General features: G+C 71.3%; 9 protein-coding genes and 3 pseudogenes. 7 read left to right on the plus strand and 5 right to left on the minus strand.

The genetic code is table 11. The features are described 5' to 3' along the window. Positions 1-3 precede the first annotated feature (3 nt). Entirely contained in the window at positions 4-414 is a 411-nt protein-coding gene (locus tag ACKTSN_RS00785; RefSeq protein ID WP_409467286.1) for a (R)-mandelonitrile lyase, read from the minus strand. Between the two features lie 96 nt (positions 415-510). Further along, positions 511-1,527 (minus strand): zinc-dependent alcohol dehydrogenase family protein, encoded by a 1,017-nt coding sequence (locus ACKTSN_RS00790; protein ID WP_409467287.1) that lies wholly within the window; start codon positions 1,525-1,527, stop codon positions 511-513. 264 nt (positions 1,528-1,791) lie between these two features. Here ACKTSN_RS00790 and ACKTSN_RS00795 point away from each other — a divergent pair, with 264 nt between their 5' ends. From ACKTSN_RS00795 to ACKTSN_RS00810, 4 genes and pseudogenes are all read left to right on the plus strand, one after another. Further along, on the plus strand, positions 1,792-2,685 hold the full coding sequence (locus ACKTSN_RS00795) for a helix-turn-helix transcriptional regulator (RefSeq protein WP_409467288.1): 894 nt from the start codon (positions 1,792-1,794) through the stop codon (positions 2,683-2,685). A gap of 73 nt (positions 2,686-2,758) precedes the next feature. Continuing rightward, a pseudogene (locus ACKTSN_RS00800) lies at positions 2,759-2,845 on the plus strand (winged helix-turn-helix domain-containing protein); the annotation flags it as partial. Between the two features lie 70 nt (positions 2,846-2,915). Beyond that, complete coding sequence (locus tag ACKTSN_RS00805; RefSeq protein WP_409467289.1) at positions 2,916-3,113, plus strand: hypothetical protein; 198 nt, start codon at positions 2,916-2,918, stop codon at positions 3,111-3,113. Positions 3,114-3,128: 15 nt separating this feature from the next. Next, positions 3,129-4,012: pseudogene (locus ACKTSN_RS00810) on the plus strand (aldo/keto reductase). 416 nt (positions 4,013-4,428) lie between these two features. On the opposite strand, the gene ACKTSN_RS00815 reads toward ACKTSN_RS00810, so the two are convergent. Next, complete coding sequence (locus ACKTSN_RS00815) at positions 4,429-6,462, minus strand: BTAD domain-containing putative transcriptional regulator (RefSeq protein ID WP_409467290.1); 2,034 nt, start codon at positions 6,460-6,462, stop codon at positions 4,429-4,431. 155 nt (positions 6,463-6,617) lie between these two features. Between ACKTSN_RS00815 and ACKTSN_RS00820 the strand changes: the two genes are divergently transcribed. The 3 genes from ACKTSN_RS00820 (at position 6,618) to ACKTSN_RS00830 (ending at position 9,736) form a co-directional block, all read left to right on the plus strand. Next, complete coding sequence (locus tag ACKTSN_RS00820) at positions 6,618-7,505, plus strand: alpha/beta fold hydrolase (protein WP_409467291.1); 888 nt, start codon at positions 6,618-6,620, stop codon at positions 7,503-7,505. A 155-nt stretch (positions 7,506-7,660) separates the two neighbouring features. Further along, positions 7,661-8,854, plus strand: a complete 1,194-nt coding sequence (locus ACKTSN_RS00825) for an ISAs1 family transposase (RefSeq protein ID WP_409467292.1) — start codon at positions 7,661-7,663, stop codon at positions 8,852-8,854. A 561-nt stretch (positions 8,855-9,415) separates the two neighbouring features. Continuing rightward, positions 9,416-9,736, plus strand: a complete 321-nt coding sequence (locus ACKTSN_RS00830) for an antibiotic biosynthesis monooxygenase family protein (RefSeq protein ID WP_409467293.1) — start codon at positions 9,416-9,418, stop codon at positions 9,734-9,736. 32 nt (positions 9,737-9,768) lie between these two features. Here the strand turns inward: ACKTSN_RS00830 and ACKTSN_RS00835 are convergent, their stop codons facing one another. Then, entirely contained in the window at positions 9,769-10,890 is a 1,122-nt protein-coding gene (locus ACKTSN_RS00835) for an IS630 family transposase (protein WP_409474697.1), read from the minus strand. 212 nt (positions 10,891-11,102) lie between these two features. Beyond that, positions 11,103-12,008: pseudogene (locus ACKTSN_RS00840) on the minus strand (IS701 family transposase); the annotation flags it as partial. Between the last annotated feature and the right edge of the window lies 1 nt (position 12,009).

The raw sequence follows: 12,009 nt of genomic DNA on the forward strand, positions 1-12,009 counted from the left end.
GTGTCAGTCAGTGGCCGGGGCGGCGGCGTATTCCTCGTCGGTGACGGGGGTCAGCCAGTGGACGACGTCGTGGTCGGCGTCGCTCTCGTTGATGGCCAGGTGGACCATCAGCCGGTTCGGTGCGGCGCCGTGCCAGTGCTCCTCGTCTGCCTCGAACAGGACGCGGTCGCCGGGCCGGATGACCTCGATCGGTCCGCCCCGGCGCTGGCACAGACCGATCCCCTCGGTGACGAAGACGGTCTGGCTCAGCGGGTGGCGGTGCCAGTGGGTGCGCGCGCCAGGCATGAAGTGCACGAGGTTGGCGCTGACCCGGGACGGCGCGGGTGCGGCGGCGACGGCGTCGATGTAGACGTCGCCGGTGAACCAGTCGGCGGGCCCCTTGACGGTGTTGATCGAGCTTCGGGTGATCTGCAAGGTCGTTTCTTTCTCTGTGAGCGTCGCGGGTTGGCGGGCGCGGCCGGGCCGCTCTCCTGCAGGACCGCCGGAGCGACGGCCTGCGGAGGTCGTGCTTCAGGGCTTGAGGAGTGCCTTGATGGCGCGGCGTTCGTCCATGGCCTTGTAGCCCTCGGCGACCTGCTCCAGGGGCAGGGTGAGGTCGAAGACCTTGCCCGGGTTGATCCGGCCCGTGAGGACGCGATCGATCAGGTCGGGCAGGTAGCGGCGCACGGGGGCGGGGCCGCCGCGCAGGCCGACGTGGGAGAAGAACAGCTCCTGGCCGTCGATCGCCACCTCGTGAGGGACGCCGACGAAGCCGACGTTGCCGCCGGGACGCGCGGAATGCAGGGCCTGCTGCATGGCCTGGGCGGTACCGACGCACTCCAAGACCGAGTCGGCGCCGATCCCGCCGGTCATCTCCTTGATCCGTGCGACGCCGTCTTCGCCGCGCTCGGTGACGATGTCGGTGGCGCCGAACTCCCGGGCGAGCTGCTGGCGGGACTCATGACGGCTCATGGCGATGATCCGCTCCGCGCCCATCTCCTTCGCGGCGATCACCGCGCACAGCCCGACCGCGCCGTCGCCGACGACCACGGCGGTGGAGCCGGGCTGGACCTCGGCGGCGTCGGCGGCGTACCAGCCGGTGCCCATCACGTCGGAAACGGCCAGCAGGCCGGGCCAGAACTCCTCGCCCGGCACCTCGTCGGTGGCGACCAGAGTGCCCTGGGCGTTGGGGATACGCACGTACTCGGCCTGGCAGGTGCTCATGAACTCGCGGTTCAGGCAGTTGGACTGGAAGCCGCCCAGGCAGTTGGCGCAGGTGTTGTCCGAGGTCGCGAACGAACCGACGACGAACTGGCCGGGCTTGACCGCGGTGACCTCAGCTCCGACCTCCTCCACGAAGCCGACATACTCGTGCCCCATGGGGTGGGCCTCGTCGGTCGCGTCCAAGCCGCGCCAGGGCCACAGGTCGGAGCCGCACACACAGGTGACGGCCGTGCGGATGATCGCATCCGTCGGCTTCAGGATCCTCGGGCCATCCAGGGTTTCGAAGCGCACATCGCCGGGGGCGTGGATCACTGCTCCGCGCATGGGAGAAGTCCTTACGTTTGCTGAAGGGGCGGGCCTGGGGGGCGGCCCGCGGGCCGCCGTAGCCGTGTGCAGGTACGCATCGGGACGGGTAAGAGTGCCGTTGTCCTTCGCGTACTGCCCGGCCGGGTATTCCTCGAGACGGCGGCGCCTCGAGGAGTGCCTCTGCTCCAGGTAACCGCCCATCCCGGCGGCTAGCGAGTTACCAGCGAAAGGTGTACTGCCAGTACCTCCCTCCCACGGCGGGCAGGCCGTACGGTCGAAGACATGGACAACCGTGAGGAGGTCCGCGAGTTCCTCACCTCGCGGCGAGCGAGGATCACCCCGGAGCAGGCCGGCCTGCCTGCCGGTTCCCGACGGCGTGTGCCCGGGCTTCGCAGGAGCGAGGTCGCCGCGCTGGCCGACATGAGCGTCGAGTACTACGCGAAACTCGAACGGGGCAACCTGGCCGGCGTCTCCCCGGCCGTCCTCGGAGCCGTCGCCCGCGCCCTTCAGCTGGACGACGCCGAGCGCGCCCACCTCCTGCACCTGGCCCAGGCGGCCGACGGCTCCGACGCCCTCACCCGCCCCCGCCGCCGCACCACCAGCCGGCAGTGGACCCCGCACCGCAGCCTGCAATGGACCCTCGACGCGATCACAGCGGGGCCCGCGACCGTGTGCAACGGCCGCATGGACATCCTGGCCGCCAACCCGCTCGCCCGCGCCTTCTACACCGACCTCTTCACCAACGCGGACAACCAGCACAACCTGGCCCGCTTCAACTTCCTCGACCCGGCCTCCCGCCGGTTCTACCCCGACTGGGACCTGTTCGCCGACATGGCGGTGGCCATCCTGCGCCGCGAGGCCGGCCGAGACCCCCACGACAAAGACCTGCACGATCTCATCGGAGAGCTGTCCACCCGCAGCAAGGACTTCCGCACCCGCTGGGGCGCCCACAACGTCCGACGCCACGGGACCGGCACCAAGCGGTTTTGCCACCCCGCCGTCGGCGACCTCACCCTCGCCTACGAGTCCCTGGACCTGGCCGCCGAACCCGGACTCAACATGACCATCTACACCGCCGAACCCGGCTCCCCCTCCGAAGAGGGACTACGCCTGCTCGCCTCCCTGGCCGCCACCGAAGACGTCAGCCCGGCAGGGCAACACCATCCCACCGCCTGAAACCGCGCCCGCTCCACACCGCACGGACGCCGCTGCCCGCGCACAGCGCTCCCCGCCCGCCCACGAGTAGAAGCTGCAGCAGGATCGCCGCCTTACCGTCACCGACCTCACCGTCCGCGTGCAGCTGAGCGTCTCGCCCTGCCACCGCCGCCTGCACGACCGGCTCGCCTTCGAGCGGCTTCAGAACCGCCTGCAGCGGCGCGGCGCCGGCACGGCCGGGTAACACACGAATGGCACAGGCCGGCCGGGAGCCCGTCTACCGGGTGGTCGCCGCGGGCGAGACGGCTTCGCCGTTCTCCTTCGACCGCCACTACGCCACGAGCAACACCCGCGCGAAGGAACTGGGTTTTTCCTTCTCCCGCGCCATCGACTGGCTGCCCGGCGCCGACGCCGAAGCCCTCACCGCATCCGCCGCCCCCGCCGCCTGAGGAACACCAACCGCCATGCAGTACCGCACCATCGCAGACACCACCGTCAGCGCCATCGGCCTGGGTGCCATGCCGCTGTCCATCGAGCACCGCCCGGACGAGAGGCGGGCCATCGCCACCGTCCACGCCGCCCTCGACGTCGGCGTCACGCTCATCGACACCGCCGACAGCTACCACTGGCACGCCGGCGAGGTGGGCCACAACGAGCTGCTGATCGCCCGCGCCCTGGCCCGCTACGGCGGCGACACCTCCGGCGTCCTGATCGCCACCAAGGGCGGCCGCGGCCGGCCCGGCGACGGCAGCTGGACCGTCACTGGCGCCCCGGAACATCTCAAGCACGCTGCCGAAGCCTCCGTCATGCGGCTGGGCGTCGACGCGATCGGCCTGTACCAGCTGCACAAGCCGGACCCGCCGTGCCCTGGGCGGAGTCCGTCGGCGCCCTGCGCGAACTCCTCGACGCCGGCACGATCCGCGCCGCCGGCATCTCCAGCGTCACCACCGCCCAGATCCGCCAGGCGCACGCAATCCTCGGCGACCAACTCGTCTCCGTACAGAACCAGTACTCGCCCGCCGTCCGCGACAGCGAGCCCCAGCTGCAGCTGAGCACCGAGCTGGGCCTGGCGTTCCTGCCCTGGAGCCCTCTCGGTGGCATCTCCCGCAGTTCCCTCGACGGACCCTCCGGCCCGACCTCCATGGGCACCGCTTTCCACCGCGTCGCGGCCCAGCGCGGCGTCAGCCCGCAGCAGATCGCCTTGGCCTGCCTGCTCACCCGCTCCCCAGCCGTGATCCCGGTGCCGGGAGCCAGTCGCCCGGCCTCCATCACCGACTCGGCCCGGGCCGCGGAACTCAAGCTGAGCGAGGCAGAGCTGACGCAGCTCGACCACGAACTGCCGGGCTGAATCGACGCCACCGGATGGCCGTACCGGCGGCGCCGGGCGGCACTGGAGTCTTCGTGGCTCAGAACGCCGAGGGGCAGCGGGAGGTGGCGGGCACGCGAAGGTCGTGGGGAGGGGCGGTGTCGAAGGCGGGCGCGGGCGAAGGGCGCTGAGGTGCACCGCGGCGGCGCGCCAGGGTCAGCAGCCTGTGCTCCGTCAGGGCGCTGCCGGGCATCGGTCGCAGGTCGGCGACGCACGGGGTCCCTCGGTCAGGGTGCCGGTCCTGTCGAGTGCGACAGCCTGGGGCCGGCCGAGCTGCTCCATCACGACGGCGGACTTCACCAGCCCGCCGTGGCGTCCGGCGCAGGCGAGCGCGCCGCGCCCGTTCGCCGCAGCATGTCACCGCCCGTCTCCGGGAAGGGCGTCGCCGTCGTGGCGCGTCACTCGTACGCCGTCAGGGCCGTGTCGGCGGCTCGCAGATGGTGCTCGACCGGGCCGAAGGAGACCAGGCCGCCGGCTGCTGCCGCCAGCTCGTGCCGGGCTGGGGTGAGTTCGTCTCTCGCCCGGCGCAGGACCGGTTCGTGCCCGACAGCGCGGGCGGTCCGGGCGAGCACGCACCACAGCGCCTCCTGGAGCAGGTCGTGCGGCGGCCGGGGCACCCGGTCCAGCGCCCGCCGGGCCTGGTCGACGGCGCCGGCACCGGCCAGCAGCAGGGGGTGCAGCCACGGCTGGTAGGGGCCGGCGTCGAGGCCGGCGAAGTCGTCGGGGCGCGGCAGGGCGTCGTCCGCGCGCATGACCGGTACGAGGGCCACGAGGGCGGCCGCTCCGTGGGCGAGGCCGGGCATTCCACTGTCCGCGGTCGTCTCCAGCGCACGGGTGTACAGGGGGCGGGCGGCTGCCCAGCCGTCGGTCTCGCAGGTTTGCAGGGCGCGGAACCAGGAGGTGAACACGCCCGCCAGTGGCCGTTCGTAGCGCACGGCCAGCCGGTCGGTCTCTTCGGCCTCCGCCTCGGCTGTGTCGAGGTCACCGAGTCCGGCGAGCGCCTGGAGGCGTACGAGGCGTCCGAGGATTTCGTGTCCGGGCAGTTGGTGGTCGGCGGACAGGCGGATCAGCTCCCGGCCGGTGCTCTCGCGGCCGGCGCAGTTGCCGCAGTGGCCGAAGGACTGCATGAAGGCGCCGTTGAGGGCGAAGGCCAGCAGTGCCGGGTCGCCCAGCTGCCGCGCCAGGCGGACGGCTTCCCCGGCGGCGTGCTGCGCACGTGCCCGCCACGGTTCGAGGGCCGGTGCTTCGGCCGCCCGGGCGGGCGGGGTGTCGGCTGCGGCGTCTGCGCGGGACTCGACGGCGACGACCGACAGCAGCCGGGCCCGCAGCGCGGGCGCAGCGCCGGGGGCGAGCGCGGCTGCGGCGCGAGCGGCGGCCCGGGTGAGTTCGCCGGCGCTCTTGGGGTCGTCGGCGCGGGTCCACACGGCGGGGACGTCGTAGGAGCCGATGATCCGGGCCGTCAGTTCGGCGTCTCCGGTGGCCTCGGCCACGGCGACCACGTCCTGCCGGTGGGCACGGGCTTCTTCCAGGCCGTGGGCGCCGGTGACGGCGAGGTCACGCAGCAGGCCGGCGGTGGCGTGCAGCCGGGCCCGGGACCGGGCCGGCACGGAACGGTCCCAGGCCGCCGCCGTCCTTGCCCAGACCCCGTCGGCGGTCCCGGCCGGCTGCGCCGCCGCGGCTGCAGGTGAGCCTTTGAGGATCTGGGCCTCGGCCCGGGCCAGCGCGGGCCCGGGATCGGTGCCGAGTTCCTCGGCCAGGGTGCGCCGGGCGCGCCGCAGCGCCTGAAGGGCGTCACCGCGCCTGCCGGAGCGGTCAAGCGCGGTGGCCAGCAGCACCCAGCCGTCCTCCCGCCACGGATGGGCGGCGACGTGGGCCTCCAGGTCGACAGCCGCCTCGCGGGCGGCGCCGGTGGCCAGCAGGGCGTCGGCGCGGCACTCGACCGCGTGCAGGCGCAGCGCCTCCAGCCGGGCGCGTTCGGCGGCGGCCCACCGGGCGGCGGGGAAGTCGGCCAGGACCGGCCCGCGCCACAGGGCGAGGGCGGCGTCCCACAGCGCGACCGCCGCCTGCGGCGGCGCCGCACCGGCCCGGTCCGCCGCGCCCTCGAACCGCCACGCGTCCACCGCGTCGCGGCCCGCGTGCAGCACGTACCCGGGGCCCTGCGTCACCAGCAGACGGGACGCCTGGCGCGGGGGCCGGGCGGGCTCCAGGGCGCGCCGCAGCGCGGCGACGAAGGTGCGCACCGCCCCCACCGCGCCAGCCGGCACCGCGTCCTCCCACAGGTCCGCCACCAGCCGGTCCACCGGCACCACCCGGCCCCGCGCGACCAGCAGCCGGCCCAGCACCTCCCGGTGCCGCGGCGCCCCGAGCGCCACCGGCTCGCCTTCTGCATCCCAGGCAGCCACAGGCCCCAGCAGTCCGAATGCGACGCCCACAGCACGGTCCCTTCGCGGGCGGCCCCTCCGGCGAGCCGTCCCCACTCACTCATCGATCGCTGATCCGGGGCCCTCAACCTAGACGACGTCCCCGGACAACCCGGACCGGAACAGTCCGGAACGTCCACTCTGACACGAGCACCAGGAGAGCCCCCGTGTCCCCTCTGAGCGTCCCCGGCTTCACCGGGCACCGCGTACACGTCGATGACGGCGTCGCCCTGAACGCCGCCGTCGGCGGCAGCGGCAGCGGCAGCCCGGTGGTGCTGCTGCACGGCTTCCCGCAGACCCACCTGATGTGGCGGCACGTGGCTGCCGACCTCGCCGCAGACCACACCGTCATCTGCCCCGACCTGCGCGGCTACGGCGCCAGCGACAAGCCCGCCGAAAACGGCCCCGACGTCTACTCCAAGCGCACCATGGCCAGGGACGTCGTCCGTCTCGCGGCGGAACTGGGCCACGACCGGTTCACGCTCGCCGGTCACGACCGCGGCGCCCTCGTCGCCTTCCGCGCCGCCATGGACCACCCGCAGGCGGTGGCCCGCGCGCTCTTCCTCGACATCCTCCCGACCCTCGACATGTGGGACGCCCTGCACGGAGTCTCCGGCGCGGTCGGCTTCCACCTCTACCTGATGGCCCAGGCCCCCGGCCTGCCCGAAGAGATGATCCAGGCCAGCGCCGACGCCTTCTTCGCCCACTTCCTCGACGCCTGGACCACCGACTCTGCCGCGATCCCCGCCGACGTCCGCCACCACTACCTCGACGCCTGCGCCGCGGCCGTGCCCTCCATCGTCGCCGACTACCGCGCATCCGCCGGCATCGACGTCGAACATGACACCACCGACCGCGAGAACGGCAATCAGCTGGCCATGCCGGTCACCGTCCTCCAGCAGGACTGGGGCGCCGCCCTCGGCTACCACGCCGAGGGACTGTGGCGCACCTGGGCCCCTAACCTGCGCCACCACACCGTCTCCTGCGGCCACTTCATGGCCGAGGAGGACCCGAAGCTGATCGCCGCCGAGATCCGCGCCCTCACGGACCGCTAGGCGGTGAGGCAGGGGGCGAGCGTTCTCAGGTGGCGAGATGACACGGTTGTGACGGTGTGGGAGGGGTGTCGGTTTCGCGGGTTTGGCGAAACGGGACGCGGCTCCGGATGATCAAGGTGTCTGAAGCCGTTGATCACAACCGAAGCCGCGCCTGCATGCCATCCTCCCTGATCTCCACCATCGCCCGCCACCACGACCACATGCCGGGCGATCTGCCCGACGACGCCGAGCGCCTGATCACCCTGGCTGAGGTCCTGGACCGTCTGCCGGACCCCCGCCGCACGCGGGGCCGCCGCTACCGGCTGGGCGCCCTGCTCGTGCTGTGCACCACCGCAGTCATGGCCGGGGCGTCCACCTGGGCCGCCATCGTCCGCTTCGCCGCCGGCCTCGACCCGGTGCTGCGCGAGCTCATCGGCCTGGCCCGTGCCATCCCGCGGACCTGCACCCTGGCCCACCTCCTCGCCAGCCTGGACGGCGACGCTTTCGATGCAGCGCTGGGAGCCTGGCTGCAACTGCAGCACACCGACCTGCTCACCGGCCCGGTCGGCGGGGCTGGGCCGGTCAAGCGGGACGCGGTCTCGGTCGACGGCAAGACCGTGCGCGGCTCGCGCACCCGCGAGCGCCGGGCCGTCCACCTGCTCGCCGCATCGATCCACCGCACCCGCACCGTCATCGCCCAGCGGCAGGTCGACTCCAAGAGCAACGAGATCTCCGCGTTCCGCCCGCTGCTCGAGCCCCTCGACCTGACCGGCAAGGTCGTCACCTTCGACGCCCTGCTCACCCAACACGACCAAGCCCGCTTCCTCATCGAGGAGAAGAACGCGCACTACATCGCCCTGATCAAGGGCAACCACCCCACCCTGCACGCCCAGTTGAAGCAGCTGCCCTGGAGCGAGATCCCGCTCATGGCCAAGACCCGTGCCACCGCGCACGGCCGCGACGAGATCCGGCGGCTGAAGGCAGCCACCGTCCCCGGCCTGCCCTTCCCTCACACCGACCAGATCCTGCAGATCGTGCGCCGCCGCCGCGTCCTGAGCACCGGCAGGCTCACCATCGAACGGGTCTACGCCCTAACGGACCTGACGATGCACCAGGCCACCCCGGCCCACCTCGCCGAACACGTACGCGAACACTGGGGCATCGAAGCCCTGCATCACGTACGCGACGTGACCCTGCGCGAGGACGCCTCCAAGATCCGCACCGGCAGCACACCCCGCATTATGGCCAGCCTGCGCAACACCGCACTCGCCCTCGCCGAGCTCGCCGGCTGGCGCAACCACACCGCGGCCGCCGATCATTACCGGTCAAACCCCGATCATGCACTCGACCTGATCAAGCCCACGACCTGAGAAAGCTCGCGCCCTGCGGTGGCAGTGGCCTTCCGGAGGCCCTGCCGCTATGCAGGAGACCCCCAGCGATCACCGGATCGAGATCTCTGTTCGATCAGTAAGTCCCTTGATCGGTACGACAACGGCTTCTATCGGGGTCATGGCGCCAGCTAGTGCTGCGACCGGATTGGTTCACCGCGTTGGTGTTTGCTTCCCGGTCTGCAGGGCGCTCTGATGAAATCAGCTTGGCCTGCCTGGACCTTCTGAGGGCGGGAGACCGTCCCCGCCTGCTCAGTCGTAACGACGGGACTTCGTTGTCCAGGTGGCCACGACTCGCTCGCGCAAGCTCGGGAAGCCCCTCACCTGCAGATTCTCCCAGAACCAGGACGGGTCACCGTCGCAGCGCACAGGGCTCAGCCCGGCGCTCCCCAAGCTTGATATGCGGAAGGTCCTGGGTGCCGAACTTTCTTGTTAGGCAGGCGCGTTGCGCAGTGCCATTGCCTGGAAGAAACGCGGTGCCGATCCGTGTTGCCTCCTGTGACAGACACCATGATTCACAGGGCCTGCGAGGAGATATTGAGCATGACCGAGATCAGTACGGGCGGCGACCTGATCACTTACATCAATGTCTTCACCGTCGCTCCCGAGAATCAGCAGCGTCTCATCGAGCTGCTCCAGTACATGGCGCGGGAGGTCATGCCGAAGCAGCCTGGCTATGTGCAGGCCAATATTCACCGGGGTCTTGAGGGCACTCGAGTGGCCAACTACAACCAGTGGCGCTCGCAAGCGGATCTGGCGGCCGCGCGCGAAGACGCCGACGTGCGGGCGTGCATGGAGCAAGTACTGAAGATCGCGACGCTTGACCTCGTACCGTACGAGGTCGTGTCCGTACACCGGCCGTAGGTTTGTGGCCGGATGGTTTGCCAGTTTTGTGTTCAGGCTGCTGTTTGTTGTGGTCTGCCGCCCCAGCGGATGTTCTTCTCGCTGCGGATGCGGGCACGTTCCTTGCGCTGGGCGGCGAGCACGTCGGGGTGGCGGGCGTTGGCGTTCCGCCAGCGCAGGTAGCGGTGCAGGGCTCGGGTCTGCGCCGGATGGCTGCGGTGGTGGGAGTTGGCCAGGGTGAACTGCCGCAGCGGGCCGAAGTGCGCCTCGATCGGGTTGGCCCAGGAGGCATAGGTCGGGGTGAAGCACAGCTCGACCTTGTTCTTCTTCGCCCAGCGGCGGATGTCCTGACCGGTGTGGGCGGAGAGGTTGTCCAGGATGATGTAGATGGGGGCGCCATCGGGCCGGGTGGCACGGATCGACTTCAGCGCGGCGAGGCTGTTGGCGGTGCCCTTGCGGCGCCGGTTAACGCCCCACAGGGTGTCGTCGCCGACGGAGTAGCAGCCGTGGAAGTAGGTGACGCCGTGGGTGCGGCGGTAGGTCGCCGGGAGCCGATTGGGCTTGCCCTGTTCGGCCCAGCAGGAGCCTTGGGTGGGCCGGATTCCCAGCGGCCCGAACTCGTCGAAGGCGAAGACCCGGTCCGGGAAGTGTTCCAGCACATGCTCGATCCGGTCGAGCTTGGCGTCACGTTCGGGGTCGGGCGACTCCTTCCATGTCTTGGTGCGCTGGAAGGTGATGCCGCGGCGCCGGAGCAAACACCGTAAGGCTTCCCGGCCGACGCGGATGACGCGCCCATGCACGCGGCGCAGGTAGGCGGCGAGTTTGCGGATCGACCAGCGGGTGAAGGGCTGGCCGAGCTTGGTGGGGCGGGTGGTGGCCGTCTGAACGACGAAGTCCTCGTCGTCAGCGCTGAGCAGGCGGGGACGGCCTCCCGCCCATTGAGGGTCCAGGCAGGCCAGGCCGATCTCGTTGAACCGGTGGATCACGTCCCGCACCGTGTCCTCGTCGGCCTGAACCAGTTGGGCGATCACCGGCACCCGGTTCCCGCCGGCGGACGCCAGCAGCATCATCGCCCGGCGATAGCGCACCGAGCTGGTACTGCCCCGGCGCACAATCTGCTGCAGCTTCTGCCCTTCCTGATCGGTCAGTCGGCGCACCCGCACAGGCTCGGCCACCACACCCACCCCCAGCAGTCGGGAAACGACGTCACCGCCCATCCAACCGTTCCAACCGCCAGCCCGGCGAACCTATGCGGTCACAGCACTAGTAGGGCTTTGTTAGGTCCTGTGGTGGGGTTCGGGTGCTGGTGCGGGTTGGCCGCATATCGAGCAGGCGCCGGTCCAGGTGGCCAGGAGGGCCTGGAGTTCGCGGAGGACCGCGTAGAGGGTCAGGCCGGCGCAGGGGCTTTTGGGTCGAGCCTGAGCATGGTGCAGAAGGCCTGGGCGAGGGACGCGAGGGTGACGTGGCGGTGCCAGCCGAGGTAGTTGCGGCCCTCGAAGTGGTCCAGGCCCAGACCGTCCTTGAGCTCGCGGTAGTCGTGCTCAACTCGCCATCGGATCTTGGCGATTCGTACCAGTTCGCGCAGTGGGGTGTCGGCGGGAAGCGTCGAGAGCCAGTAGTCGGTTGGCTCGGCGGAGTCGGGTGGCCACTCGACGAGCAGCCAGCAGTCGGGCAGGGAGCCGTCGGCGGCGCGGCGGATGGTGCGGTTGGCCGGTCGGACCCGCAGGGCCAGGAACTGCGAGCGCATCTCGGCGTTCGGGTTGCGTCTGGTGGCCTTGCTGCCCTGGCGCCAGGTGACGGTGCGGGTGGCCGCTCGGCCGACGGCCAGGGCCAGGGCGCGCAGGGTGGTGTGCGGTTGGGGGTAGGCGGACACGGGAGGGCGGCCCTGCCCGGAGTACGGCGGGCGTTGGGGTGTGGCATTGCCGGGGTGCGCGGTCGTGGTGGCTTTGACCGCGACCGCGTAGGTCAGGCCGCGCTCGGTCAGGCCCTCGCGAAAGCCGGTGGCGTCGCCGTATCCGGCGTCGGCGGCGACCGGAAGGTCGGGCAACTCCCAGTTGTCGCGCACCTCGTCGAGCATGTCCAGCGCCAGGCGCCACTTCTCCCGGTGCCGCTCGGTGTCCGGGATTCCCGCCTTGGCGCGGCGGCGCCGGATCGCCTCGGCCATCAGCGCGTCCTCGCCGTACTTGGTGTCGTCCCAGCTCTCGGGCAGGAACAGGCGCCAGTCGACAGCCGATGACGCACGGTCACTGACCAGGTTCACACTGACGCCGACCTGGCAGTTGCCGCGCTTACCC

Source organism: Streptomyces flavusporus (assembly GCF_046267975.1).
Lineage (GTDB): Bacteria > Actinomycetota > Actinomycetes > Streptomycetales > Streptomycetaceae > Streptomyces > Streptomyces flavusporus.